Here is a 25384-nt window from a genome sequence, read left to right on the forward strand (position 1 = left end):
GGCGCGAGCGCGTCGTAGAGGTCGCCGAACGCGCCCTGGTCCCCCTGTGCGACACTCGCCATGAGCGCGTCGATGTCGGAGGCAGGGGTGCCCTCGTCTCGGTGCGGCATGTAGACCACTGTCTCACGTCTGTGCATGGCCCTCATTCCCAGGAGAAGCGGACGGGCGCCGACCGGCCCCAGCCCGGTCGGCGCCCGTCGCGGGGTTCAGCTCAGTTGGCCGGAGGCATCAGGACCGAGTCGACGAGGTAGACCGTCGCATTGGCCGTGTGGACGCCGCCGCAGATGACGTTGGCACCGTTGACCTTGAGGCTGTCGCCGGACCCGGTGACCGTGAGCTTCTGCCCTTCGACCGTGGTGTGGTCGCCCACGATGGAGGACGGCTCGATCTGGCCCGGGACCACATGGTAGGTGAGGATCTTCTTGAGGGTCGCGTCATCGGTCTTGAGGCTGTTGATCGTGCTCGCGTCGATCTTCGCGAACGCCGAGTCGACCGGCGCGAAGACCGTGAACTGGCTCGAATCGAGGGTGTCGACGAGGTTGACCTTCGGGTTCAGCTTGCCCGAGACCGCGGAGACGAGCGTCTTCAGCAGCGGGTTGTTGGACGCCGCTACCGCGACCGGGTCCGTCGACATCCCCTGGACCGACGCTGGCCCGCTCGGGTTCGACTGAGCATAGGAGGCGCAGCCGGGGCCGACGAGGTCGGCGGCCGGGTCGGCCGTGGCCGACGACGACGACATCGGGCTGCTGGCCATGCTCGGCGAGCTGCTGGCCATGCTCGGCGAGCTGGCGGCCGACGGCGAGCCCCCGGCCGCCGTCGTCGACCCGCCGCAGGCGGCGAGGCCCAAGGCCGTCAGTGCGGCCAGGCCGGCAACTCCGAATGTGCGCTGAATCCTCTTCATGGCATGACTCCTGTTCACGAGGGGCGGGCTGCTTGCACGTGGAATTCGGAGCGCCGGCGGAAGCGGATTGGATTTTCTTCTCGGATCTTCCACAGACGCTCGGGGCCGGTGTCGGAATGGCCGATCGGCTGCGCGACAAGCTGTCCGGGCGGCAGGCCGAGTAGACGGCGAGGCGTAAGGTGAAAGGGCCATGCCTCCTGCCTCACCGCCCTTCACCTTTCGCTCGATAGCGCTGCCCGTCTTCCTTCCGACCCTCCTGTTCTCGACGGGTGAGGGCGCGATCCTGCCGATCATCCCGATCGCGGCCCACAACCTCGGCGCATCCCTCGCGTTGGCGGGCTTCGTGGCCTCGATGGTCATGGTGGGAGAGCTCGCGGGCGACATCCCCGCTGGGTGGGTCGTCTCGCGGATCGGTGAGCGCGCCTCCATGATGGGCGCCGCCTTCGTGGCGCTCGGCGGCATTCTGGTGTGCCTCGCGGCGCCGAATCCCTGGGTGCTCCTCGCGGGCGTCCTGCTCATCGGCATCGCGACAGCGGTGTTCGCGCTCGCTCGCCACGCCTTCATGACCACCCACGTGCCGCTGCGCTATCGCGCCCGCGCGCTCTCGACGCTCGGCGGGATCTTCCGCGGCGGCTGGTTCATCGGGCCGCTCATCGCCTCCGCCGTCATTACGGCGACGGGAACCCCGCAGTCGGCGTTCTGGATCTTCGCGGTCGGCTGCGGTGCGGCCGCCCTCTCACTCCTGGTCCTGCCGGATCCCGAGCGGGCCGCGCACGCCGCGGACCCGGCTCGGGCAGCGGCCCGGGCTGCCAGCCACGCGGAGCACCACGGCCTCTTCCGCACGATCTGGTCGCACCGCGCAGTTCTTCTGCGGATGGGATCGGGCGTGGCCCTCGTGGGCGCCGCCCGATCCGCGCGCACCACGCTCCTCCCCCTGTGGGCCCTCAGCATCGGGCTCGGCGAGGCGAACACCGCGCTCGTCATCGGCATCGCCGGCGGCGTCGAGTTCGCCCTGTTCTACACGAGCGGGCACATCATGGACCGGTGGGGGCGGCTCTGGAGCGTCATGCCGTGCATGATCGGGCTCGGCAGCGGATTCGTCGCCCTCGCCTTCCTGCACGACGTGCCGGGCCGCACGGCCTGGTTCGTCGCCGTCGTCCTCGTCCTCTCCCTTGCGAACGGCATGGGGAGCGGGATCGTCATGACGCTCGGCGCGGACCTCGCCCCGCGGAACAGTCCCGCCGCCTTCCTCGGCGCGTGGCGGTTCGCGGGCGACGGCGGGCAGGCGGCGGCACCGCTGCTCGTCGCGGGCCTCACCGCCGTCGCGTCGCTTCCCCTGGCGAGTGGTGCGATCGGGGTGCTCTCGCTCCTCGGGGCCGGGATCCTCGGTCGTTACATCCCGCGGTATGTCCCGCACCGCCCGCGTGCCGCGCGGGAGGCGAGCGAACTCGCCTGAGACCGGGGCCTACCCCGAGCGGGCGAGCCCGGTCCGGAAGGCGACGACGGCGGTGACGGCGAGGATGGCCAGCATGACGGCGCCGAACAGGAGCGCCGAGAGGGCGAGCGGCGCCACCTGCAGCACGATGCCGAGGAACATGACCGGGAGCGACATGCCGATGTAGCCGCCCAGGAAGAGCCCCGCGAGGGCTTCACCCCGGGTCTCCCGCGGCGCGATCCGGACGACCGCGCCGAGCGCGAACTTGAAGGCGACGCCGATCCCGGCCCCCGCGACGACGCCCCCCACCACGAGGAGCGCGAGAGAGGCGACGAGGATCGAGGCTATGACGAGGACGAGCCCCGCCGCGAGCAGGATCAGCCCCCCGCTCTGCTGGACGGAGAGGCGGAGCGACGCCGAGAACATCTGGGTCACGGCGGAGGCTGCGAACACCGAGAACGAGAGGGCGCCCGCGACCACGAACGAATGGATTCCGAGCTGCCCGGAGACGAACTGCGGGGCGAGCGACGTGAAGAACCCGAACATCGAGAAGCCCACGAACGCGAGGAGCGCGGCCCCGAGGAACCGGCCGCGCTCGGCGGCGGGAACGGCGATGCGCTGTGGCCGGTAGTCCCACGAGGAGTCATCCGGCCCCACCGTCTCCGGAACCGTGACGACGAGCAGGATCCCAACGACGAGCACGAACGCGAACACCACGTACGGCGTGTAGAGGGGCGCGGGAGCGTATTCGGCGAGGAACCCGCTCACGAGCGGGCCGAGACCGAGGCCGCCGATGTTCGCGGCGGTCGCGACCACCTCGGCCCGCCTCCCGCCGGCGCCCGGTCGCGCCATGCCGTGGAGTTCGGTCAGGTGCGCTGTCGCCGTAGCCGTGATCATGCCGATGCCGAGCCCGCTCAGGAAGCGTGCCACGAGGAGGCCCGGCACCGCCGGCCACACCATGAAGACCAGGGCGGAGAGCGCGTTGAGGGCCACGGCGGGCGCGATGGTCCGCCGGCGCCCGAAGCGATCGGAGACGTGCCCGGCGAGGAAGAGGCTCACCACGACGCCGAGGGCGTAGGCGGCGAAGACGAGCGTGACGACGAAGGGCCCGAAGCCGTCCGCCCGCTCGTACAGCACGTAGAGCGGTGCCGGCACGGTCGCGAACGCCATGGTCGCCGCGAAGACCGCGGCGACGATCCAGAACCCGAGGAGGTGGCGCCGTCGTACGCTGCGCTCTGAAGGCGAAAGTGTGGGCACGGGAGCAACCTTACTCACGGCGTCATCGGCTCGGGCGGGCCAGCTCGGACGAGGAGAGCGGCTCAGACCAAGAGAACTGCCCAGCTCGCGCCGAGCCCGATGAGCATCCAGACAACGTAGTCTCCGACCTTGCCGGAATGGATCTGCCGCAGGAATTCGAGCGGCGGCCGGAAGAGCACGCGCCCCCGGCGGAGCCGCTCGGGCAACCTGTGGCGGAACACCCCGAAGGCCGCCGCTCCGGCCGCGAGCGCGACGGTCAGGAGGCCGAGCCACACCCCCTCGGCGTCCCACGCCGCCCCACCCTGCTGTGCCAAGGGGGCGTAGGCGGACGTGCTGCTGACGAGGCTCCCGTGGAGAACCGCCCCCGCGTAGCCGTCCCGGTCCATGAAGCGGGCGGCGGCCTCGTTCACGGCGGTGCCGATGGACGGGAGGAGGCCCAGGACGAGCCCCGCGGCGAGCAGGCCCAGCACGGGCGCCATCATCGAGACGGGGATGTGCTCCCGGCCGATCGTCACCTCGATGTGCTCCTCGTCGCCGCTCATCCCCTCGGCCTCGATACCCTCCGGCGCAGCGCCGACGTCGAAGAAGATGCGCGCACCCACGCGGAGGACCGCCCCGCCCGTGATCGCGGAGACAGCGATCATGAGCGCGACGACCCACGGCGCGTCCGCCTCCGAGAGCGCGTGTTCGGCGAGCCCCTTGCCCAGGCCGAGCGCGAACGGCGGAGCACCCGCGAGCGCGACCCCCGAGAGCATGAACGCGACCGCGAGGGTCCGGGCGTCCCTCCCCCGGCCGTGCAGGGTGAACTCGTCGACGCTCCCATAGCGGTCCAGGATCACGCCGCTCTGGAGGAAGAGCGCGCCCTTGATCGCGGCGTGTCCCAGAATGTACAGCACGACCCCGCCGAGCGCTTCGGGCGAGGAGATGCCGAGCACGGCAATGAAGAGCCCGAGATGCGAAATGGTCGAGTAGGCCAGAAGGCGCTTGAGATGGCGCTGCAGGAAGCACATGACGGCGCCGACGAGGGCCGTCAGCACTCCGAGGACGACGAACGCGTGCTGGGCGGCCCCGGCGATGCTGGTCGAGCTGAAGATCGACCAGTAGACGCGAGCGACGCCGTACAGCCCGAGCTCGACCATGACCCCGGAGAACAGGACACACACCGGCGAGGGGGCCACCGCGTGGGCGTCCGCGAGCCAGAAGTGGAAAGGGGCGACGGCGGCCTTCACGAGGAAGCCGGCGAGGAGCAGCACGAAGGCGATCGGCACGAGAAGGCTGTGGTCCGCGGCGAGGGCGTGGGAGAGGGCGGCGATGTTGAGGTCGCCCGTCCTCGCGTAGAGGAGCGCGACTCCCGTGAGGGAGAGGTAGGCGGCGAGCGAATTGACGATGCCGAAGTTGATGGCCCCGTGGACGGCCGAGGGGTCCTCGCTTTTTATGCCTGTCAGCGCATATGCCGCTACTCCCATGAGTTCGAAGAAGACGAACATCGTGAACACATCGCCCGCGAACGAGAAGCCCGTCATTCCCGCGAGGAACAGCATCATGAGGCCATGGAAGTGGGCCGACTCGGCCTCGAAATAGCGCCACGAGAAGACGAGCGCGGCGAGCATGAGGACGCTCGCGAGCAGGGCGATGCCCACGCTGACCTCGTCTCCGACGAGGGCGATCCCCACTCCGCGGCCGCCACGGAACGGCCATGCCCCCATCCAGTACACGAGCCGGCCCTGCGACGCCGTGACCAGGAGGGAGCCCTCGAGGACGACGGCGACGAGGGCGGCCCCGATCGAGATCACGTCCGTGGAGCGCCGGGGGAGGACCCGGCCGAGCGAGAGCAGCACGCACGCGACGAGGATGAGCCCGATCACGAGGAGCGGGAGCATCGGGGCCGCGAGGGTTGCTGTCAGCATCGGTTCAGCCCTCGAGTCCGCCGAGGTGGTCCGGATCGACCGCTTTGCGCCGTTTGGCCATCTGGATCACGAGGGCGAGCAGCATGGACGTCACCGCCGCCGAGACCACGACGTCCGTCAGCGTGAGGGCCTGCACCACTGGGTCGACGACGGGCGTCTGCTGGCCGACCTGGTTTCCGAAGATGGGCGCCACCCCGCCGTACTGGAAGCCGACCGCGATCAGCAGGATGTAGGTGCTCGACTGCGCGACGGAGAGGCACACGACCGTGTGCACGAGGTTCCGGCTCGTCGCCATGCCGATGAGCCCGAGGGCCATGACGGCGGCCGCGACCGCGTACGCGAAGTAGCTCATGCGGCGGATTCCTCCTTCGCGTCGGCGTCGGGCGGGTCGCCCCTGGTTCCGGGATCGGACCGGATGGCGAGCGCCTGGTCGAGGAAGCCCGCGAGCAGGATGACGACGCTGCTGCACACCGTCATGCCGACCGCGATGTTGAACAGCGGAACAGTGCCAGCGGAAATGAAGTCGCTCAGCTGCCCCTGCGGAACGAAGTTGGCGAACAGGGCCGCCCCGAGCGCCCCGCCCGCGAGACCCAAGGCGCCGAAGAGGACGACGCCGAGTGCCTCCCCCTGCTCGAACCATTCGAGCGGACGGAGCCGCCTCAGCAGCGCGTACCGCCCTCCGACGTACAGGAGGTGGATCCCGGTCGAGAGCACGACTCCGCCCTGGAAGCCGCCCCCGGGCGTGATCGCCCCGTGCGTGACCACGTCTGCCGCGAGCACGAGAGTGAGCGGGAACAGGACGTACACGACGAGGCTCGTGGATTCGATGACCTTCCCGCCGCTCGAGACCTCGCGACGCCGCTCCCGATGCACGGGCCGCAGCAGGGTCGCGACGCCGACGACAGCGCAGAAGAGGATCGTCTCCTCTCCGAAGGTGTCGAAGCCGCGCTGGTCGAAGTTGATGCTCGAGACGCTGTTCGCGGTTCCGTGGGCGAACGTCGCGGCGACCGCGAGGTCCCGATAGGGGTGGAAGGCCCCGCCGAAGGCCGGAAGTCCGGTGAACGCAACCGCCATGGCGAGACCGAAGGCTGCGAGGCCGATCCACAGCAGGGTGATGCGGGCACGGCGGGTCACGGGCGCTCCGCCTCCTGCCCAGCGTCGGCCTCACTTCTCGCCTCTCCCCGGATGCTCCCGATCTTGTGGATCGAGAGGACCACGATGAGCGGCACGACCGCCGTCCCGATCGCCACCTGGCTCAGCGCGACGTCCGGGGCCTGCAGCGTCACGAAGAAGATGCTGAGCAGGATCCCGTACACGGAGAGCGCCACGGCCTGCTTCGAGGGTCTGCGGGTGAAGACGACGACGGCAGCGCCGACGAGGACGAGGATCAGGCTCGTCGCGATGAGGGCGTTCGTCAGGAAGTCCGAGTTCATTCCGGCGACTCCCCCACGTCGATCCCCTGCTCGGCCGCGAGGGCCCGGCCGATCGCCGTCGTCAGCGCGGGCCCCGTGAAGGCGACGACGAGCGCGATGACCACGACCGCGGCGCCCCCGAGGCTGACCCCGAAGTAGAGGAAGGCGGAGACGGCGAAGAGCGGCACCGCGATCGCGCTCACCGGGGCAAGGAAATGGAGCCGGGCGAGCGGCGAGCGCGCCATCAGGGCGCCGACGCTCGCGTAGGCGACGACGAGCACCGCGAGACCTGCGAACACCGCCTCGACGGCGCTCACCGTTCGTCCTCGGCATCGATCCGCGGCGTCAGGAGGCGCGTGTACACGAGCGTCCCGGTGGCCCCGAGGACTGCCAGCACGAGCGGGACGATGAGGTAGGACGACTGGTTCACGATTGCCGAGAGGCCCACGAGCACGAGGCTTCCCGAAGCACTGAGGAGCTGGAGGCCGATCAGTCGCTGCACGTTGCTCCCGCGGGCCGCGAGGTATACGGCGGGGGCGACGCCGACCACAAGAAGCGCGAGGGTCACGGCGGTCCACAGCGTCTGGTCGCTCACCCACGCTCCGATCGGCTGGTGGCGGAGCGGGTTCCCGCAGGGCCGGCACCGGCGACGACCTGCTCGTCGAGGTGCGGCCAGCCTTTCACGAGGGAATGCAGCCGGACCGCGCCCGTCGTCGGGTCGCAGTCGACGACGACCGTCCCGGGCGTCGCGGAAAGGGCCACGATTCCACCCGCCCGGAGTCCCGTCTCTGTCGGAGCGCTCGAGCCTGGCAAGTGCTCCTCGACGATACCCTCGGGCTGCCTCCCCCGGAGCCACGGCACGAGCCGCACGGCGTCGGCCACGGCGGAGACCGGAACGAGCGCCGCCCATCGGATCCACGCGAGCGGGGGTTTGGCCTGGAACGGGATGGCGCGCCGGGCCACGCGGGCGAGGACGGCCGCGATCAGGGCGATCGCCGCGGCGATGAGAGTTTCACCGAAGGTCACAGTCGACGCCGTCGCGAGCCAGAAGAGCGTGCCGCCAAGGCACCAGAGCGCAAGCTCGGCCAGGGCCCCCACGGCGCCGCGCGCCCCGGGGAGCCCGAAGAACCTGCGGAGAGACCCTTTCCAGCCCATGGTGATCGACACGCTAATCCCCCGACTGAGCGCAGTTCAATCGCCCGAGCCGGCTTCAATGCCCTGAGCACCGTCAGACGGGCCGCCAATCCAATCCGGGCGACCGCGCCGAACAGTAGGCATGGGCGCTAACATCCTCATCGGCTTCCTCGGTGGCCTCATCACTGGCATCTCACCGTGCATCCTGCCGGTCCTCCCCGTCATCTTCTTCTCGGGGGGCCTCGACAGCGCACGTGCCGGATCGTCGTCGTCCGCTCCGGGCCGCCCGCCATCGCGCTGGCGGCCCTACCAGGTGATCACGGGCCTCGTCCTGAGCTTCAGCGCCTTCACCCTGCTCGGTTCTCTCGTGCTCGGCGTCCTCGGTCTCCCGCAGGACGTCTTCCGGTGGACTGGGATCGCCGTCCTGGCCGCCGTCGGCTTCGGGCTCATGGTCCCGCGTTTCGAGGAGCTCCTCGAGAAGCCGTTCTCGTGGATCCCCATGCGGCGCGTCGACGCCCGGCGGGGTGGGCTGGGCCTCGGACTCGCCCTCGGCGCCGTGTTCGTCCCATGCGCGGGGCCCGTTCTGGCGGCCATCACCGTCTCGGGCGCGACTGGCAGGATCGGGCCGGAGACGATCGCGCTCACCCTCTCGTTCGCGCTCGGGGTCTCGGTTCCGCTCCTCTTCTTCGCCCTCGCAGGGCGCCGGCTGGCCGAACGCCTCACGTCGTTCCGCCGTCGCCAGCGGGGAATCCGGATCACCGCGGGAGTGCTCATGATCGCCCTCGCGGCCGGGCTCGCGCTCGACCTTCCGGCCGCCGTCCAGCGCCTCATCCCCGACTACACGGCCGGCCTCCAGGACCAGCTCGCCCCCTCGGCGGGGAGCCCGCTCAATCTCGGCGGCCTCGTGACCGACGAGAACCGAGGCCTCGACCACTGCACCCAGAACGCAACGGAGCTCCAGGACTGCGGGCCCGCACCGGCCTTCCACGACGTCACGGCGTGGCTCGGATCCCAGCCGCTCACGCTGAACCAGCTGCGCGGAAAGGTGGTGCTCATCGACTTCTGGGCCTACTCCTGCATCAACTGCCAGCGGTCCCTCCCGCACATCATCCAGCTCAACGACGCGTACAAGTCGGCCGGCCTCGAGGTGATCGGCGTGCACACCCCCGAGTACGCGTTCGAGCGCGAGCAGCGCAACGTCGAGGCCGGAATCGCGGAGCACGGCATCGACTACCCCGTCGCGATGGACAACTCCTACGGGACGTGGACCGCCTACCGAAACCGCTTCTGGCCCGCCCAGTACCTCATCGACGCGGACGGCAACGTCCGGCACATCCAGCAGGGCGAGGGCGGTTACCAGACCACCGAGGCCCTCGTGCGGCAGCTGCTCCAACAGGCCCATCCGGGAGTTGCCCTGCCGCAGCCCGTGGAGGGGAAGGATTCGGCGCCCGCTCCCGGCAGCACGACCCCGGAGACGTTCCTCGGGATTTCGAAGCAGACCAATTACGCGGGATCGCAGCCGTACAAGTCCGGGGCCGGGAGCTTCTCGTATCCCGCGGCGCAGCGGCCCGATTCCTTCGCCCTCGCGGGCCCTTGGACCGTGGACTCCCAGCGGATCGTTGCGTCTGCCGGGGGAAGCACACCGTCCCGAGTGCGCCTGAACTACCACGCACACCAGGTCCAAGCCGTCCTGGGCGGCACCGGAACGCTCAGGGTCCAAGGGCCCGACGGCGTCAAGACGGTCACCGTGGCCGGAACCCCGCGCTCGTACGTCCTCGTCGACGGGACCTCCAGCAAGGCCGGAAGCCTCGAGGTGACCGCCAGCCCGGGACTCGAGCTCTACTCGTTCACGTTCGGGTGAGCCCCCCTCACCTCTCCCCCCGGGCGAGGCCTTCGCGGGCCTCCGCGATCGCGAGGGTCAGCTGCCGGACCATGCCGGTCAGGAGGTGAATCTGATCAGGCGTGTACTGGGAGAGGATCGGGAGCATGTGCCGGACCATCGGGTCGAACATCTCCCGGCCGGTCTCCCGCGCGCTCGGGGTCGTCGCGAGCAGCACCTGGCGCCGGTCTTCGGCGCTGTGCTTCCGTTCGAGGTGTCCCGAGGCCTCCAGCCTGTCGAGGACCGCGGTCATCGCGGCAGAGCTGAGGACCAGCCGTTCCCGGAGCTCGCCGGGCGTCGCGACCGTGCCGGCTCGTTCGGCCTCGATGACCGCGTTGATCGCGTGGATGTCGTTCCGTGCGAGGCCGTGCTGGCGCCGTACGACCTCGGAATAGCGCTCAGCCTCGGTCGTGAACTTCTGGAGGAGGAAGAGGAGCTCGAAGCCTGGCGACGAGCGCAGCGCGTCACGGTTCTCAGGGTCGGGTAGCGGCTCGTCTGGCACGCCGAACATTCTAGGGCCGCCCTTTCGGCAGGGAACGGAAGGCATCGAGTGCCTCCTCGCGCGACTCCTTGAGGTCGACGCACGCTTCCGGGTAGTCGGGGCTGCCCAGCTCGGGGATCCAGCGGCGGGTGTACTCGCCATCCGGATCGTGCGCCTTCTCCTGGGTGAGCGGATTGAAGATGCGGAAGAAGGGCGACGCGTCTGCCCCGCACCCCGCGGCCCACTGCCAGTTGAACGGATTGGAGGCGGGGTCGGCGTCGACGAGCGTGTCCCAGAACCACTGCTCGCCGAGCCTCCAGTCGATGCCGAGGTTCTTCACGAGCAGGCTCGCCGAGACCATCCGGACCCGGTTGTGCATCCATCCCGTCGACCACAGCTCGCGTTGGCCTGCGTCTACGAGGGGGAAGCCGGTCCTGCCGCAGCGCCAGCGCTCCAGAAGCTCGGCCTGGTCGCCGCCGTCCTCCGACGACCACCACGGGTAGGCGTCGAACTCCCGCCGGAGATTGACGGCGGCAAGATCGGGATGGTGGTAGAGCTGGTGCCAGGCGAACTCGCGCCAACCCAGCTCCGACGCGAAGGCGGCGCTGCCCCCAGGAGCCTCGCGCCGCCGTCGTCCGATCGCGTCCCACACTTCGAAGGGACTCACGTGGCCCCAGCGCAGATACGGCGAGAGGCGGCTCGTTCCAGGCCGGCCCGGTCGCTCGCGGTCCTCGGAGTAGTCGGCCAGGGAGTCGTCGGCGAACTCCTCGAGCAGCCTGAGCGCGGTCCCGGGGCCGGGGGCCCAGGCCTCGGCCAGGGGCGCCGACCAGTCAGGGTCTCCGGGGAGAAGGCCCCACTGCTCGAGGCCGTCTCCCCGGGGCACCCTCTCCGGCACCTGCTGCGGCTCCGGAGCGGGCAGCGGGTGGCGGAAGTCGTGCGAGCTGAGCTCCTTCCAGAAGGGCGTGAAGACCTTGTAGGGGCCGCCTTGGCGGTTGGTGAGCTCCCATGGCTCGTGCAGAAGCGATGCCTGGAAGCTCTCCGCCCGCAGCCCCGACGATCGCGCGATCTGCTTCACCGCCGCGTCGGCGCGCCGCTCGCCTCCGCCGTAGCGGCGGTTCCAGAACAGGGAACCGGCGCCGGCCTCAGCCGCGGCCGCGGGCACTACGGCGGCCGCGGGGCCACGCCGCAGAACGAGCGGCACGCCGATGCTCTCGAGTGCCCGGCGGAGCTCCGCGAGGGCGTGGTGGAGCCACCATCGGGCAGCACCGCCGAGCGGCCGGATCCCCGGCGACTCCTCGTCGAGCACGTAGAGCGCAAACGTCGGCCCCGCCTCCATCGCGGCGCGGAGGGCCGGATGATCCGTGATGCGGAGGTCGTCGCGGAACCAGACGATGGAGGGGGAGGGAGCTGGCGCGGTCCGACTCATAGGCCCAGCCAGACGCCGATGAGGATGAGGGTCACGAGGAATCCTGTCACGTAGTTGAGCCAGAGGAAGCGCCGCCAACCCGCCCGGGCGCGTCCCGACGCGGCATCGCTCACCGTGACGAACGGGGCCACGTTCGCCGCGTAGGGGAGCGCGAGCAGGCCGGCCCACTTGCCCGGCCCCTCAGCGCCGAGCAGCAGCAGCCCGCTCGCGGCAAGGTAGCAGACCACGGCGAAGCGAACCGTGGCGCGCGCTCCGAACAGAGTCGCGATCGAGGCGATGCTGGCCTCGCGGTCCGGAACGATATCCTGCACCGCCCCGAACGCATGACTGGCGACGCCCCAGGCGAAGAAGGCGCCCAGGGCGGCCAGGACACCGGGCGAGGGACGGGCGCCCGCGAGGACGAGGCCGTACACGGCGGGAGAGACGAAGTGGGTGCTGGACGTGAGCGAATCCAGGACGGGCCGCTCCTTGAACCGCAGCACGGGCACGCTGTAGGCCGCCACCGCGAAGAGGGAGACGGCGAGCACGGCCCAGCTGCCCGGAGACCCGCCGAGCGCCAGCAGGGCAACGAACGGCGCGCACAGACCCCATGCGGCCCAGAGCGTGGCGCGGTGCAGCGACGGATCGAGGACTCCGCCCTCGACCCCGCCCTTGCGCGGATTCCGGAGGTCGGATTCGTAGTCGAAGACGTCATTCGTTCCGTACATGGCCGCGTTGTACGGCACCAGGAAGAACAGGGTCCCCACCACGAAGCGCCAGTCGAGGCTCCGGCCCGAGAGGAGATAGGCGGCCGCGAACGGATACGCCGTGTTGACCCATGAAAGCGGCCGCGACGAGACGACGATGGCGGAGACGAGGTTGCGGGGCGCGGGCAAGGCGAGCGTCATGTGTCCCCCTTTGCGGTGGACGGGGCTGGGTTGAGGCGGCGCCACAGTGCGGGGAGAACGACGGCGGCGGCAAGCGGGTAGGCGAAGTCCTCGATGGGCGCGAGGCCCACAAAGACCCCGCTGAGCGCGTCCGGTCTGTAGCCGAAGAGGCCGAGGGCGATCATGACGCTGTCGAACGCGGCCGTCAGGGCCATGAGAACGGCTCCGCCGGCGAGCACGGGACGCCAGAAGGGGAGCCCAGGCCAATCGCGCTGGCGGAGACGGGCGGTGGAGACCGCTGCGAGCACGAGGCAGGCGAGCACGAGGAAGACGACGTCGATGAGCGCGTAGGTCACGGCTGCCGCCTCCCCGAAGGCGCCGCGCCCTTGGCCTGCCCCGACGGTGCCCGCGCGCCAGACTTCCCACGCGCCGTCGTCCGCCCGAGGAGGCGCTCCGCGGCCGTGAACAGCAGCATCGTCGTGTAGCAGAAGAAGGCGAGGAAGACGGGCTCCTCGAGGGGGAGCCCGGGCGCGAGCATGACCCCCGTCGCGAGCGGCGACGATCCGTGCTCGAAGACTCCGGCACCGATGCCGGCGGCGTCCCACGCGAGGAAGAAGACGACGCCGGCCGCGAGGACGAGGGCGGCTGCCCGCGGAGCGCGCCAGAAGAAGAGGCGGAACCGGTGGTCGAGGGCGGAGAGGCACGCGGCCCCGGCGAGCAGGCAGCTCAGGTAGGCCACGGCACCTCCACGGGCTGGGGCTCCGGCACCCGGGAGGCCGAGGTCCGGGACTCGCGCGGTGTGGCCGGTCCGGGCAGCCGCTCCCCCCGCACCCGCTTCAGGACGAGCTCGGCGCTGATGAGGCACATGGGCACCCCGATCCCGGGCCGCACCGAGGCGCCGGCGTAGAGCAGTCCCGAGACCGTGGCGCTCGCGTTGGCGGGGCGGAACATCGCGCTCTGGCCGAGCGTGTGTGCGAGGCCGAGCGCGCCCCCGCGCCACGCGTTGACGTCGGCAGCGAAGTCTCCCGGCCCGATCGTGCGCCGGACGACGATCCGTCGGGCGAGGTCGGGAATGCCGCCCCACTCGGACACCTGCCGGACGGCGGCGTCCGCGACGGCCTCCACGACGGGCGAGCCCGAGCCGTCCAGACCCCCGCGCCCCCACTCGGGCCTCGCGGGCGAGGGCACAAGGATGAAGAGGTTCTCGTCGCCCGGGGGCGCCACGGCCGGATCCGTGGCGCTCGACCGGGACACATAGAGCGAGGTGGGGTTCGGGAGCGGCAGCCCGGCGGCGATGCGCCCGAAGTTGTCCCGCCAGTCCCGCGCGAAGAACAGGTTGTGGTGGGCGAGCTCGGGGAGCCGCCCTCGGACGCCCAGGCACGCGAGGACAGCGCCCGGTCCCGGGTCACGCCGCGACCACGCGCCCTCGGGGTGGGAGCGGAGGGGCGCCGGGAGGAGCTCCGTCTCGAGGTGGTGGAGGTCGGCCGCCCCGACGACGATGTCTGCCCCCAGACGGTGCTCGCGGCCGTCGTCGTCCGTCCACACGACGCCCTCGACGCGGGCGCCGCCCGGTGCCTCCCCCGTGACGATGCGCTGAACGCGGGCGCCCAGCCGCACGTCCGCTCCCGCCTGACGCGCCAGCCGCTCCATCGCGTCCACGAGTGCCGCGAAGCCCCCCTGCGGATACAGGACGCCCTGCGCGAGGTCGAGGTGGCTCATGAGCTGGTACAGCGCGGGCGCACGGAAGGGCGAGGTGCCGAGGAAGACCGCCGGATAGCCGAGGAGCTGCCGCTCTCGCGGGTCCCGGAAGCGGCGTGCGATGCGGCGGTCGAGGGTTTGGGTGAGGAGCCCAGCGAGCCGGGGAAGCCGGCGCAGGACGTCGGGGCTCGCGAGGCCGCGGAACGACGAGAAATCGTCGTAGAGGAACCGGTCGACGGCGACGTGGTAGGCGTCCCCCGCCTCGTCGAGGTACCGCGCGAGCGCGGCTCCCGAGCCTGGATCCAGAGACTCGAACAGCGCGACGGCGCCCTCGCGGCTCGCGGGAACGTCTACCGCGCGGGCCTCCCCCTCGAAGAACGTCCGATACCCCGGATCCAGTCGCACCAAGTCGAGTTCGGCCGCGGCGCTCGTGCCCATGAGCCGGAACCAGTGGTCGATGACCTCGGGCATGAGATACCAGGACGGGCCGGTATCGAAGCGGAAGCCGCCGGCCTCCCAGCGTCCCGCCCTTCCCCCGAGGGAGCCCTGCTGCTCGAGCAGGTGGACGGCATGCCCATCACGGGCGAGGAGGGCGGCCGCCGCAAGCCCCGCGATGCCCCCGCCGATGACGACGACGCTGCGCGGCTTCCGCGGCCGGGACGCCGGCACTCTTCCGACGCTCTGACGACCGGCACCGCGAAGATCGGCACCGCGCCTCATGCCGCCCTCCCGGGGCCGAAGCCGAGGAGCACCGCGGCGGCGAGGCGTGCCTTGGTGATTGCGGGAACGCTCACCCGCGTGCTCGGGAGGAGCTCGGCGGGACACGCCTCGATGCGGTCGGCGAGTTCCGAGAACACGGCGTGGGCGAGCGCGACGGCCCGCCGGGAGGAGTCGGGGAGAAGTCGCAGGCCCGGGAGGGCAGCGTCGAGATCGGCCCTCAGGTCGGCGACGAGGTCCGCCTTCTGCCGTTCGTGCAGATGGCCCGGGTCGACGCCGGGGAAGTACTGGCGCCCGAGCAGGGCGGCGTCCTGCCCGAGGTCCCGCAGGAAGTTGACCTTCTGGAACGCAGCACCCAGGCGACGCGCCGACTCCGCCATCGTCGACCGTTCGCCGGCAGTCGCCGTCGTGCCGCACAGGAAGACGCGGAGGCACATGAGCCCCACGACCTCGGCCGAGCCATAGATGTACTCGCCCAGGGATTCGCCCGAGTGGGTGTGGGGATCGCAGTCACGCCGCATCGACGCGAAGAACGGCGTGATCAGATCCCTGCCGATGCCCGCGCGTCTGGCCGTCTGGACGAAGGCATGGACCACGAGGTTGGTGCTGTAGCCGAGCGGGAGCGCGGCGTAGGTCTCCCCCTCGAGGATGTCGAGCTGCTCGAGCACGGCCGGGATAGCGAGCCCTGCCCCAGTGGCCGCGCCGTCGACCACCTCGTCGGCGAGGCGGACGAGCGCGTAGATGTTCTCGATCTCGGGGCGGAGGTCCGGGTCGAGCAGCCTGCACGCGAGCCCGAAGGAGCTCGAGTACCGGCGGATGACGACGGCGGAGCTGGCCGTCGCGGCGGCCGTGTAGCGGCTCAGGGGGGAAGCCGCTACACGGCCTGCTCTGGGGCGCCCCGCCGTGGGGCGGCCCGCGGTGTGGTGGGCTTCGGCGGCGAAGGACATCAGCTCTCCCGGTGGAGGACGTGGTTGCAGATGCGGGTGAGCTCCGAGCGGAGTGCGGGGGGCAGCTCGGCCCTGCGTGCTTCGTCGAGCGCCTCGGTGACGAGAGCGTGGGCGAGGTTGAGCGCGTGGCCGCGCGCCCCGGCCTTGTCGAGGATCTCCCGGAGGCGGGTGGGCTCGTGCCCGTCTCCGCCCCCGAACTCTTGGGCAAGGTGCCGCGCCACCAGCGGATTCTCCCGCGCGAACGCGGTCAGCACGGTGAGCTTTCCCTCCCGGAGGTCCGACGTCGTCGGCTTGCCCGTCTGCCGTTCGTCGCCAAACGTTCCCAGGACGTCGTCGATGACTTGATAGGCCACCCCGATGAGGGTCCCGACGCGCCCGACGGCGTCCACCACCCCGGGCGCGGCGCCCGCCAGGATCGCTCCCGCGCGGAGCGGCGCCTCGAAGGAGTAGACGGCGGTCTTCAGACGCTCCATCTCGAGCACGTCGTCGACGCTCCCGCCCGCGCCAGCCGACATGCCGGCCCCGTGCGACAGGAGGACGTCCGCGAGCTCGCCGGCCGCGGCGTCGGCAATCGCCCGATGGAACAGTGCGGCGAGGCGATCGCGCACGGCGGGCATCGGCGTCGCCCCTTCGAGCATCCGGAATGACCCGGTGAGGAGGAGGTCTCCGGCGATGATCGCGACGGACGCGCCGAGGTGGCCGGCTTCCGGAGGCGTCAATCCCCGGCTGAGGCCGTCTTCGCGGTAGATGCCGGCGACGTTGGGGCGCCCTCGCCGCACGAAGTCGCGGTCGATGACGTCGTCGTGCAGGAGCAGCGCGGCGTGCAGGAGCTCGAAGGCGGCCCCCACGGCGGCGCACGCTCCACCGGATTCGCCCTCGAACGACGTGTAGGCGAGGCACGCCAGCTGAGGCCGCACCCGCTTGCCGCCCTCGAGCGATCGAACGAGATGGTCCCAGAGGTCACGGGCCCGGCCGAGCGGGGCCGCTGCCCGCTGCGACGCGCAGAACTCGGCGAGGAGCTCTTCGACCCGGGGACCCACTCTGGTCCATGAGACTGCCTCTTCGACGGCACTCGCTTCGCGGGGCGTCGCAGCTGTCTGGGTGGCCGTTCCGCTCATGGTCGCCTCCTCGGTCAAGACCGTTTGGCCTGGGTCCTGCACTCAGGCCTTGATGTCTCGATCTTCGAGAAATATGATTATCGAGAAATCTCGGCCTGTCTAGAGGGGGACGGCATGAACACCCAAGAATCCGCGGCACGCCCCGCGCTGCCCGCGGCCGTCCTGACCGCCGCCTCGGCGGGCGCCGCCCTGGTGCTCGCCGCGTTCGGCAGCGGAGCGTTCGGCGGAACTCCCGTCAACAGCGCCGCGGGCGGCTACTTCTCCAGCACCGCAACCCCCGTTGCGCCCGGCGTGCCCGCGTTCTCGATCTGGAGTGTCATCTACGCAGGCCTCCTCGCCTACGGCGTGTGGCAGCTCCTACCCGGCGCCCGGGCGAGCAGACGCCAGGCCGCCATCCGCCCGTGGGCTGCCGCGTCCATGCTCCTCAACGCGGCGTGGCTGTGGGCAGTCCAGCTCGGTTCCGTCCCGGCCAGCCTCGCTGTCATGGCGGCTCTCCTGGCGGTCCTCTGCCGGATCTTCCAGCTCTCGACGGCGCACGCCCCCGGATCGAGAACCGAGGCGATCCTGAGCGACGGGACGTTCGGCCTGTACCTCGGCTGGATCTGCGTCGCGACGATCGCGAACGTGGCGGCGCTCCTTGCCTGGGCCGGTCTGGCCCTCCCCGCCGAGCCGACGTCCGTCGTCGTCCTCTGCGTCGGGGCCCTCGTCGGGATCTCGCTGGCCTTCCGGCGGACGTGGGCGCCGCTCCTGTCGATCGCGTGGGGCCTCGCGTGGATCGCTGTCGCGCGGACGAGCGGGCCGCTGGTCCTCCCCACCACCGCACTCACGGCCGCGAGCGCGGCAGCTGCCGTGCTCGCGGCAGGCATCCTGCTTGCCGGACCACGCACCCTGAGCGGGATCCGGCGCCACCTTCCTCAGACGACAGCACGCGGACCCAAGGCTGCACGCGGGAGCAGGACGGAGCACGCATGAGCCGCCTCATAGCCGTCACGGGCGCTACCGGCTACATCGGCGGCCGGCTCGTCCCGCGCCTCCTCGACGCGGGCCACCAGGTCCGCGTCCTCGCGCGCAATCCCAGGAAGCTGCGCGACGTCCCCTGGCGCGACGACGTCGACGTCGTCCCCGGGAGCCTCGAGGACGCCGGCGCCGTCGAGGCACTGTGCGAGGGGGCCGACGTCGTCTACTACCTCGTCCACTCGATGGGCGCCCAAGCCGGTGGCAACTTCGCGCGGACGGAACGCGCGGGGGCAGAAGCGCTCGCGCGCGCCGCGGCACGGGCCGGCGTCTCCCGCCTCGTGTATCTGAGCGGCCTCAACCCGGGCGAGCGGCTGAGCCGGCACCTCCAGTCCCGGTCCGCGGTGGGGCGCATCCTTCTGGAGTCCGGTGTCCCGACCGTCGTCCTGCAGGCCGGGCTCGTGATCGGCTCCGGCTCTGCGAGCTTCGAGATGGTCCGGCACCTCACCGACGTCCTTCCCGTCATGCCCGCGCCGCGCTGGGTGCTCAACCGCGTCCAGCCCATCGCTGTCCGGGACGCGCTGTACTACCTCGAGAAGGCTGCCGAACTGCCGGACGAGGTGAACCGCACCTTCGACATCGGGGGCCCGGACGTGCTCACGTATGCGGACATGATGCGCGGCTACGCGCGGGTCGCCGGCATGCGGCCGCCGCTCATTCTGCCGCTGCCCGTCCTCACTCCGTGGCTCGCCGCCCAGTGGGTGAACCTTGTGACCCCGATCCCCCGGGCCCTCGCGATTCCGCTGGTCGAGTCGCTGCAGAACGACTGTGTCGTGCAGGACGCCAGCATCGGCGAGCACATCCCGGAACCCGAGGGCGGCCTGACTGGCTACAGCCGGGCTGTCGAGCTCGCCCTCGCCAAGATCAAGCGGGGCGACGTCGAGACGACGTGGGCCAGCTCGACGGCGGTGGCGGCGCCTTCGGACCCCCTGCCGAGCGATCCCGAGTGGGCGGGCAGCCGGGTCTTCAGGGACACGCGGACGCACTACACATCTGCCTCGCCGGAACGCCTTTGGGAGGTCATCGAGAGCATCGGCGGGGAGAACGGCTGGTACTCGTTCCCCCTCGCGTGGGCGGTGCGGGGCTGGATGGACAAGCTCGCGGGCGGCGTGGGGCTCCGCCGCGGCCGGCGCGATCCGCGGCGGCTGCAGCTCGGGGACGCCCTCGACTGGTGGCGAGTCGAAGCCCTGGAGCGCGGGCGCCTGCTCCGCCTCCGCGCCGAGATGCGGGTCCCAGGGCGCGCGTGGCTCGAGCTGACGGTATCGCCGCGCGGCTCGGGGAGCCTGTACTTCCAGCGCGCAGTCTTCCTGCCCAAGGGGCTCGCGGGGCGGCTCTACTGGGCCTCGATCGTCCCGTTCCACGACATCGTGTTCAAAGGCATGGCCGAGCGGATCACCGCGGCGGCCGAGGCCGCATCCGAAACGGCCCCCGCAGCAACGACCGAAGGGAGGGCTGTCACATGACGTTCGACGACACGCTCGTGCAGCTCGTGGACGACGAAGGCACCCCCCTCGGGACCGCCCCCAAGGCCACGGTCCACTCGACGGACACGCCGCTCCACCTCGCGTTCTCCTGCCACGTGGAGGACGACGGGGGCCGCGTGCTCGTCACCCGGCGCGCACTGACCAAGGCCACCTGGCCCGGGGTCTGGACGAACTCGTTCTGCGGCCATCCGGCTCCCGGCGAACCGATCGAGGACGCCGTGCGGCGCAGGGCGCTCGAGGAACTGGGCCTCGAGCTCGACGAGCTCACGCCGATCCTCCCAGGCTTCCGGTACCGCGCGACCGATGCGTCCGGCGTCGTCGAGAACGAGATCTGCCCTGTGTTCCGCGCCCATGCCCTCGGCGAGCCCGCGCCGTCGTCCGTCGAGGTGTGCGAGTGGCAGTGGACGACGCCGGACCGGCTCCGCACCGCCGTCGTCGCCGCCCCCTACGCGTTCAGTCCGTGGCTGCGCCTGCAGCTCCAGCAACTCGAGCTGGCCTCGCTGTGAGCACGCCCTCGGGCGGCCGACGGCGGTGGGCCGGGCTGGTCGTCATCAGCCTCGCCGCGGAGATCGTGGGCGTCGCCGGCCTCGGCGCAGTGATTGCGCCGGACACCCCGTGGGGCGCACTCGTGCCGTTCCTGTTCGTGTATGGCTTCGGGGTCGGGCTCGCCACCGCACAGCTCACCGGTGTGATCCTGACGGACGTGCCCGTCGCGGCGAGCGGTCAGGCGTCCGGAACGCAGAGCACGTCGCGGCAGATCGGCTCGGCGCTCGGCATCGCCGTGCTCGGGACGGTGCTGTTCTCCTCGGCGTCAGGCATCCTGGGCGGCGCCCTCGACGATCGGGGCCTGCCCGTGACCCAGCGCGACGGGATGGTGGCCGCCGTCGTCGACAGCTCGGGTGCCGCGATCTCCCAGCTCGCCGCGTCCCCTGCGACTGCTCCCGTGGCCGACGACGCCAAGGCCGCCTTCTCGGATGGGACGCGCTACGCAGCGTGGTCGGCGGCCGGCTTCCTCGTCGTCGGCCTCTTCGCGACCCTGTCCCTCGGCGACCCTAGGCGGCCGCGGCGGTCGGAAGCTCACCAGCTTCTCCCCGCGGCCCCCGGCGTGGCCGGGGATAGCGGCGGCGCGTCGCTCCGCCGTCGGCCTTAATCAAGGTGAGACCCCAACACGGCCGGACCGCCGCTGCGGGAAGCCGAAGCGGTCAAGGTCCTGGGCGGCGCGGACGACGGCGGTGCCCGCCCGCCGCTGAGCCTGCAGTTCCAGCTCGGTCACCTCGGGGTACCGGGACGAGAAATGGGTCAGGACCAAGTTCCTCGCCCCTGATCTCCCGGCAAGCTCGCCCGCCTGCCCGGCCGTGAGGTGCCGGTACTGCTCGGCGAGCGCGCCGTCGTCGTCGCTGAACGTTGATTCGGCGACGAGGAGGTCCGCGTCGTCCGCGAGCTGCTCTGCGCCCTCGCACGGCGCCGTGTCCATGACGAACGCGAAGCTCTGCCCGCGCCGCGCGACGCTCACGTCCTCGAGCCGCACTCCGCCGAGCCGCCCCTCGCGCTGGAGCCGGCCTACGTCGGGTCCGCGGATGCCCGCGGCCGCGAGCCGTTCGGGGAGGAGCGAGCGGCCGTCCGGCTCGGACAGCCGGTAGCCGTACGTCTCGATGCGATGCCTGAGCGGCTGGACCTCGAGCCCGGGCGCGATGACTCCGCCGGCGCCGTGCGGGAGCAGGCGCAGGTCGACGCCGGGCGACGAGATGGCCACGAGAGCGCGCACCATCGCGTCTCCTTCGGCGGGGTAGTGCACGGAGACGGGGTGCTCGACGCGGTCGAGCGCCATGCGCGAGAGCACTCCGGGGAGCCCGTAGCAGTGGTCTCCGTGGACATGGGTGAGGCAGATGCGGGTCACGTCGGTCGCGGCGACACCCGCGTGGATCATCTGCCGTTGCGTGCCCTCGCCGGGGTCGAACAGGAGGCCCTCGCCGTCCCAGCGCAGAAGGTAGCCGTTGTGGTTGCGGGTCCGGGTCGGGACTTGGGATGCCGTGCCGAGGACCACGAGTTCGCGCATGATGCCCACAGTAGGCGGACTCGCCCCCCAGCCCCCATCCCGTTTCGGGTACAGCTAATCCCCCTCAATCCCATCTCGGGAACAGATAGTCTCCCCCCTATCCCCTTCGGGTACAGATAATCCAGCCTCCCGCCAGGCATCCGTACCCGAAACGCTCAGGAGAGGAATTAGCCGTACCCGAAAGCGAATCTGGGTGGGTTAGCTGTACCCGAAACGGATGGGGGGCGGGCGGTGGTCAGGCTCGACGGCGATCGGGGCCGACGGCGGTGAGGCCCCTTGCGGCCGCGCGGACGACGGCGCGGGTCACCTCCGCGAGGCCCGGCGAGTCGAGCGTCCACACCTGCCAATACAGCCGCAGCTCCTCTGCCCACGCTGGATCGAGCTCGACGAGGGATCCCTCGGGGTCCTGCTGGTCGGGGACCATGCCCCAGCCCAGGCCCGCTTGTACCGATTCGACGTACTGCACCGAGTCCGGGATGAAGTGCTGCGGAGGCGCGGCGTCCGGCGCCACCCGCGCGAGGAGGGCAAGCTGATGGCTGTCCTTCCGGTCGTACTGCATGACAGGCGCGACGGCGAGCGCGGTCATCGTGGGACCCGACGGGAACCAACTGTCCATGAACTCCCGTGATGCCTTCGCCCGGTAGACCATCGACCCGAGCGGGCGCACGGCGCACCCTTGGACCGGTCGGGGATCCGCCGTGACCGCCGCGACGGCGTCGCCCGAACGCAGGAGGTCCGCCGTCGCGTGCTCGTCGTCCCGGAGCAGTTCGAGCGCAACCCGTCCGCCGTGGGCAATCTCGCGGATGGCCGCTGGGAGCCAGGTCGCGATGGAATCCGCGTTCGCCACGATCGGGACCCGCAGCCGCTGGATGCCAAGGCGATGGCCGCCGTCGTCCTCGTCGCTCGGCTCCCGCCCGCGCAGGGCAAGGACCGCCTCGTCGGCCAGCAGGAGAAGCTGGCGTGCCGAACGCAGGAGCTGCTCCCCCGCGGGAGTGGGCCGAACCGGCTTGAGCCGCCGTACGAGGACGCTCCCCACGGACCGCTCGAGGGACTTGATGCGCTGGCTCACGGCCGAGGGCGTGAGCCGGAGCTCCCCGGCCGCCGCCTCGAAGGTCTCGTTGTCGACGACGGCGATCAGCGCTCGGAGCTGGTCGAGTTCCATGAAGAGATTCTAATGCTGATGCAAAAATAGTAAATTGATCTTCATCCCGGGCGGACGTACCGTCGAAGCGTGACCCCCTTCCTGACCGGCCTCGGAGCGAGCCTCGGCCTCATCGTGGCAATCGGCGCCCAGAACGCCTTCGTGCTGCGCCAGGGGATCAAGCGGGAGGGCGTGCTTCCGGTGGTCCTCGTGTGCCTGGTGAGCGACGCGATCCTGATCTTTGCCGGAGTCGCAGGCATCGGCGCGCTCGTCCAGGGCGCGCCGATCCTGCTCGCGGTCGTCCGGTGGGTGGGTGCCGCGTTTCTCGTCGCGTACGGCGTGTTCGCCGCCAAGCGTGCACTGCGTCCCGGAATTCTCGAAGCGGCCCCTGCCAGAAGCGGGATGACGGCTTGGTCAGCCGTGCTGACGGCGGCCGGGATCACCTGGCTCAACCCGCACGTCTATCTCGACACGCTCGTGCTGCTCGGCTCCCTCGCCAACGCCCAGGGCGACGCGGGCAAGTGGCTCTTCGGGCTGGGCGCGGCAACCGGAAGTGCGCTCTGGTTCCCGCTCATCGGATTCGGCGCGAGAGGCCTGCGCGGCTTCTTCGCCCGGCCCGCGTCGTGGCGGATTCTCGACGGCTCCGTCGCCGCCCTCATGCTCAGCCTCGCGGCAGTCCTCGCGAGCGGCAGCTAGCTCTTCGACATGGCGGCGGCCGGACAGTTCGATCCGACGGCGCTCATCACGGAGCACGAGCCCATGAGCTCGGCGATCGAGGAGATCGAGGCGTCCGAGGCGTCCGACCGTCGCGAACCTGGGTCGGTCAAGGTCGAGCTGGCGGACGTCGGAAGCTAGACCGCGGGCTCGAAGGCGGGGGCGCTCAGCCGGTACGCGGGGAGGGTCCAGAGGCGGCGTGCTGCGAAGTCCTCGACGAGTTCGGCGAGACCGACGGTGAGACCCAAGGTGGGGTCCGGCGCAACGAGGAACGGCGTGATCCCTGCGTCTGCGAGCGCGTCCTCGGCTGCCTCCCGGTAGGTCACGCCGAGGCGCGGATCGTAGATCGGGAGCTCATTGTCCAGCCAGACGACGCGGTCGAGCCCGCGGCGCGCTGCGAAGTCGAGGACGGCGTCGATCTTCCACCAACCGGTCTCGACACCCTCGGGGGGCAGGAAGCTCGCTCGGGGAAGCAGGCCGATCACCCTCGCCTGCTCTCGGCTGCTCGGCCTCCAGAAGAGCGCCCGCTCGTCGGCGACGGCGCTCATCCTCCACAGGGCCGCGGCCCCGCCTCCGCGTGAGGCGCCAAGCCGTCGGGCGTCGGCCACCAGCGCAAGCCCACTCATCCTCAGGTCCCCTCCTCCAGCACGAGACGGTCCGCGCAACCGCCCGTGCCGGGGGCCCACCCCAGCATGGCCTGTCCTTCGCGCGTAGGATCCCATCATTGGACACGTCTATTACGCCTGTAAAGAGCGAAAATATGTGCGAAGGGCCATCCGGTCTTCAGAATCCGGGACGCAGCGGGCACGATTAGCCCCCACGAGCGCGCAGGACGGCCCGGACGCCGACAGGAGGGGGCCTGGGCGCCGAGCTGCAGGCCTAGGAGGCCTTCTCGACGCCCGCCTCTTCCTGCGCCTCGAGCTGGGCGGCGAGCGCCTGCAGGGCAGGGAGGGCCTGGTCGATTGCGCGCCGGCTCTCGGGGCTGAGCCCCTCGAGCGCCCGGCGGATGCGGCGCTCGTTGGCCCGCTTCCAGGCAAGCAGCCGCTCCTCGCCCTCGGCTGTCAGGCTCAGGACGACGGCGCGCCGGTCACTTTCGTGGGCACGGCGCTCGAGGAGGCCGGAGGTGAACATCTGCTGGACGAGATTGCTGACCGTGTTCCGCGCGAGGTGCTGTCGCGTGGCCAGTTCGCTCACGCCGAGACCGGGCTCCTCGGCGAGTCGCTGCAGCAGCTCGACCTGGGCCATCGGGAGGGACTCCCACGGGAGCTCCTCGCGGACGCTCGCCCTGAGGGTCCTGCGCAGGCGCGTGATGACGTCGGTCAGAGACCACGCGTCCCCTCCGCCACCGGCTCCTGAAGTCATTCCCCCAGCGTAGACGAGGCCACCCCCGCCGAGACCAGTTCTGTTACGGAACATCCTTGCTCTCAGGTTTCACTGATTCAGGCTCGGTACCATTCCCGGCATGGCCTCTCGTGGGAAACCGTTGATCGATACGACCACTGCATTGGGGAAGGTACTCGCCTTCTTCAGCATCAGTGCTGTCTGCGGCATCCTGGTGGCCGGCCTCATGTCGCCTGCCGTTGCCCTCACCACAGCCGCTGCGAACGGCTCCGTGCAGTTCTTCAACGGCCTTCCGAGCGACCTGACCGTGAGTCCTCCATCGCAGTCGACAAGGATCCTCGCTGCGGACGGCTCGACCATCGCCACCCTGTTCACCGAGAACAGGACGGACGTGCCGCTGAGCCAGATGTCGATGAACATGCGCAACGCGATCGTCGCCATCGAGGACTACCGCTT

29 protein-coding genes and 1 pseudogene are annotated in these 25384 nt (G+C 70.9%); 9 read left to right on the forward strand and 21 right to left on the reverse strand.

The annotated features are described in order from the left end of the window. Positions 1–211 precede the first annotated feature (211 nt). Complete coding sequence (locus tag V7053_RS10460) at positions 212–901, reverse strand: fasciclin domain-containing protein (protein ID WP_334172224.1); 690 nt, start codon at positions 899–901, stop codon at positions 212–214. 190 nt (positions 902–1091) lie between these two features. On the opposite strand from V7053_RS10460, the gene V7053_RS10465 reads away from it, so the two are divergent. Beyond that, on the forward strand, positions 1092–2357 hold the full coding sequence (locus tag V7053_RS10465) for an MFS transporter (RefSeq protein WP_334172225.1): 1266 nt from the start codon (positions 1092–1094) through the stop codon (positions 2355–2357). A gap of 9 nt (positions 2358–2366) precedes the next feature. Here V7053_RS10465 and V7053_RS10470 read toward each other — a convergent pair whose 3' ends face one another. The 8 genes from V7053_RS10470 to V7053_RS10505 all read right to left on the reverse strand — a co-directional run bounded on the left by V7053_RS10470 (position 2367) and on the right by V7053_RS10505 (position 8079). Further along, positions 2367–3593 (reverse strand): MFS transporter, encoded by a 1227-nt coding sequence (locus V7053_RS10470; RefSeq protein WP_334172226.1) that lies wholly within the window; start codon positions 3591–3593, stop codon positions 2367–2369. A gap of 62 nt (positions 3594–3655) precedes the next feature. Next, positions 3656–5500: a complex I subunit 5 family protein gene (locus V7053_RS10475; protein ID WP_334172227.1), complete on the reverse strand. Its 1845-nt coding sequence runs from the start codon at positions 5498–5500 to the stop codon at positions 3656–3658. A 4-nt stretch (positions 5501–5504) separates the two neighbouring features. After that, the gene (locus V7053_RS10480) at positions 5505–5852 is read right to left on the reverse strand and encodes a sodium:proton antiporter (RefSeq protein WP_334172228.1); all 348 of its coding nucleotides are present in this window, start codon (positions 5850–5852) and stop codon (positions 5505–5507) included. After that, positions 5849–6634, reverse strand: coding sequence for an MnhB domain-containing protein (locus V7053_RS10485; protein WP_334172229.1), 786 nt, complete (start codon positions 6632–6634; stop codon positions 5849–5851). The genes V7053_RS10480 and V7053_RS10485 overlap by 4 nt, the downstream gene beginning before the upstream one ends. Then, positions 6631–6933 (reverse strand): DUF4040 domain-containing protein, encoded by a 303-nt coding sequence (locus V7053_RS10490; RefSeq protein WP_334172230.1) that lies wholly within the window; start codon positions 6931–6933, stop codon positions 6631–6633. The genes V7053_RS10485 and V7053_RS10490 overlap by 4 nt, the downstream gene beginning before the upstream one ends. After that, positions 6930–7229, reverse strand: coding sequence for a monovalent cation/H(+) antiporter subunit G (locus V7053_RS10495; protein WP_334172231.1), 300 nt, complete (start codon positions 7227–7229; stop codon positions 6930–6932). The genes V7053_RS10490 and V7053_RS10495 overlap by 4 nt, the downstream gene beginning before the upstream one ends. Then, positions 7226–7507, reverse strand: a complete 282-nt coding sequence (locus tag V7053_RS10500; RefSeq protein ID WP_334172232.1) for a monovalent cation/H+ antiporter complex subunit F — start codon at positions 7505–7507, stop codon at positions 7226–7228. Before V7053_RS10500 ends, V7053_RS10495 begins: the two co-directional genes overlap by 4 nt. Then, on the reverse strand, positions 7504–8079 hold the full coding sequence (locus V7053_RS10505; protein ID WP_334172233.1) for a hypothetical protein: 576 nt from the start codon (positions 8077–8079) through the stop codon (positions 7504–7506). Before V7053_RS10505 ends, V7053_RS10500 begins: the two co-directional genes overlap by 4 nt. Before the next feature lie 109 nt (positions 8080–8188). Here V7053_RS10505 and V7053_RS10510 point away from each other — a divergent pair, with 109 nt between their 5' ends. Then, complete coding sequence (locus V7053_RS10510) at positions 8189–9907, forward strand: cytochrome c biogenesis protein CcdA (protein ID WP_334172234.1); 1719 nt, start codon at positions 8189–8191, stop codon at positions 9905–9907. A gap of 7 nt (positions 9908–9914) precedes the next feature. On the opposite strand, the gene V7053_RS10515 is transcribed toward V7053_RS10510, so the two are convergent. Genes V7053_RS10515 through V7053_RS10550 form a run of 8 tightly spaced genes read right to left on the reverse strand, consistent with a single transcriptional unit; the run spans position 9915 to position 17178 of the window. Beyond that, positions 9915–10427 (reverse strand): MarR family winged helix-turn-helix transcriptional regulator, encoded by a 513-nt coding sequence (locus V7053_RS10515; RefSeq protein WP_334172235.1) that lies wholly within the window; start codon positions 10425–10427, stop codon positions 9915–9917. Between the two features lie 10 nt (positions 10428–10437). Next, positions 10438–11832: a cryptochrome/photolyase family protein gene (locus V7053_RS10520; protein ID WP_334172236.1), complete on the reverse strand. Its 1395-nt coding sequence runs from the start codon at positions 11830–11832 to the stop codon at positions 10438–10440. Continuing rightward, the gene (locus V7053_RS10525; protein WP_334172237.1) at positions 11829–12719 is read right to left on the reverse strand and encodes a prenyltransferase; all 891 of its coding nucleotides are present in this window, start codon (positions 12717–12719) and stop codon (positions 11829–11831) included. The genes V7053_RS10520 and V7053_RS10525 overlap by 4 nt, the downstream gene beginning before the upstream one ends. After that, complete coding sequence (locus V7053_RS10530; RefSeq protein ID WP_334172238.1) at positions 12716–13054, reverse strand: lycopene cyclase domain-containing protein; 339 nt, start codon at positions 13052–13054, stop codon at positions 12716–12718. Before V7053_RS10530 ends, V7053_RS10525 begins: the two co-directional genes overlap by 4 nt. Continuing rightward, the gene (locus V7053_RS10535) at positions 13051–13437 is read right to left on the reverse strand and encodes a lycopene cyclase domain-containing protein (protein WP_334172239.1); all 387 of its coding nucleotides are present in this window, start codon (positions 13435–13437) and stop codon (positions 13051–13053) included. The genes V7053_RS10530 and V7053_RS10535 overlap by 4 nt, the downstream gene beginning before the upstream one ends. Then, on the reverse strand, positions 13425–15065 hold the full coding sequence (gene crtI, locus V7053_RS10540) for a phytoene desaturase family protein (RefSeq protein ID WP_334172240.1): 1641 nt from the start codon (positions 15063–15065) through the stop codon (positions 13425–13427). Before crtI ends, V7053_RS10535 begins: the two co-directional genes overlap by 13 nt. Before the next feature lie 47 nt (positions 15066–15112). Beyond that, positions 15113–16060, reverse strand: a complete 948-nt coding sequence (locus V7053_RS10545; RefSeq protein WP_334172241.1) for a phytoene/squalene synthase family protein — start codon at positions 16058–16060, stop codon at positions 15113–15115. Then, a complete protein-coding gene (locus V7053_RS10550) occupies positions 16060–17178 on the reverse strand; it encodes a polyprenyl synthetase family protein (protein WP_334172242.1) in 1119 nt (372 codons plus the stop codon). The genes V7053_RS10545 and V7053_RS10550 overlap by 1 nt, the downstream gene beginning before the upstream one ends. Positions 17179–17292: 114 nt before the next feature. Between V7053_RS10550 and V7053_RS10555 the strand changes: the two genes are divergently transcribed. From V7053_RS10555 to V7053_RS10570, 4 genes are read left to right on the forward strand one after another with little or no spacing between them, the layout of a single operon-like run. Then, on the forward strand, positions 17293–18150 hold the full coding sequence (locus V7053_RS10555) for a TspO/MBR family protein (RefSeq protein ID WP_334172243.1): 858 nt from the start codon (positions 17293–17295) through the stop codon (positions 18148–18150). Beyond that, the gene (locus V7053_RS10560; protein ID WP_334172244.1) at positions 18147–19655 is read left to right on the forward strand and encodes an SDR family oxidoreductase; all 1509 of its coding nucleotides are present in this window, start codon (positions 18147–18149) and stop codon (positions 19653–19655) included. The genes V7053_RS10555 and V7053_RS10560 overlap by 4 nt, the downstream gene beginning before the upstream one ends. Beyond that, positions 19652–20182 carry an isopentenyl-diphosphate Delta-isomerase gene (gene idi / locus V7053_RS10565; protein ID WP_334172245.1) on the forward strand — a complete coding sequence of 177 codons (531 nt, stop codon included), beginning with the start codon at positions 19652–19654 and terminating at the stop codon, positions 20180–20182. Before V7053_RS10560 ends, idi begins: the two co-directional genes overlap by 4 nt. Next, the gene (locus tag V7053_RS10570) at positions 20179–20826 is read left to right on the forward strand and encodes a hypothetical protein (protein ID WP_334172246.1); all 648 of its coding nucleotides are present in this window, start codon (positions 20179–20181) and stop codon (positions 20824–20826) included. The genes idi and V7053_RS10570 overlap by 4 nt, the downstream gene beginning before the upstream one ends. On the opposite strand, the gene V7053_RS10575 is transcribed toward V7053_RS10570, so the two are convergent. Beyond that, positions 20827–21732, reverse strand: a complete 906-nt coding sequence (locus tag V7053_RS10575) for a ribonuclease Z (protein ID WP_334172247.1) — start codon at positions 21730–21732, stop codon at positions 20827–20829. A gap of 235 nt (positions 21733–21967) precedes the next feature. Further along, positions 21968–22894, reverse strand: coding sequence for an ArgP/LysG family DNA-binding transcriptional regulator (locus V7053_RS10580; RefSeq protein ID WP_334172248.1), 927 nt, complete (start codon positions 22892–22894; stop codon positions 21968–21970). A 69-nt stretch (positions 22895–22963) separates the two neighbouring features. Between V7053_RS10580 and V7053_RS10585 the strand changes: the two genes are divergently transcribed. Then, positions 22964–23569, forward strand: a complete 606-nt coding sequence (locus V7053_RS10585) for a LysE/ArgO family amino acid transporter (RefSeq protein ID WP_334172249.1) — start codon at positions 22964–22966, stop codon at positions 23567–23569. Positions 23570–23578: 9 nt separating this feature from the next. Next, positions 23579–23728 (forward strand): hypothetical protein, encoded by a 150-nt coding sequence (locus tag V7053_RS10590; protein ID WP_334172250.1) that lies wholly within the window; start codon positions 23579–23581, stop codon positions 23726–23728. Here the strand turns inward: V7053_RS10590 and V7053_RS10595 are convergent. Then, complete coding sequence (locus V7053_RS10595) at positions 23725–24213, reverse strand: hypothetical protein (RefSeq protein ID WP_334172251.1); 489 nt, start codon at positions 24211–24213, stop codon at positions 23725–23727. The genes V7053_RS10590 and V7053_RS10595 overlap by 4 nt on opposite strands. Positions 24214–24466: 253 nt before the next feature. Next, positions 24467–24949 (reverse strand): MarR family winged helix-turn-helix transcriptional regulator, encoded by a 483-nt coding sequence (locus V7053_RS10600; RefSeq protein WP_334172252.1) that lies wholly within the window; start codon positions 24947–24949, stop codon positions 24467–24469. Between the two features lie 100 nt (positions 24950–25049). Between V7053_RS10600 and V7053_RS10605 the strand changes: the two are divergent. Next, positions 25050–25384: pseudogene (locus V7053_RS10605) on the forward strand (transglycosylase domain-containing protein); the annotation flags it as partial.

This window comes from Sinomonas sp. (genome assembly GCF_036848755.1).
Classification (GTDB): domain Bacteria; phylum Actinomycetota; class Actinomycetes; order Actinomycetales; family Micrococcaceae; genus Sinomonas.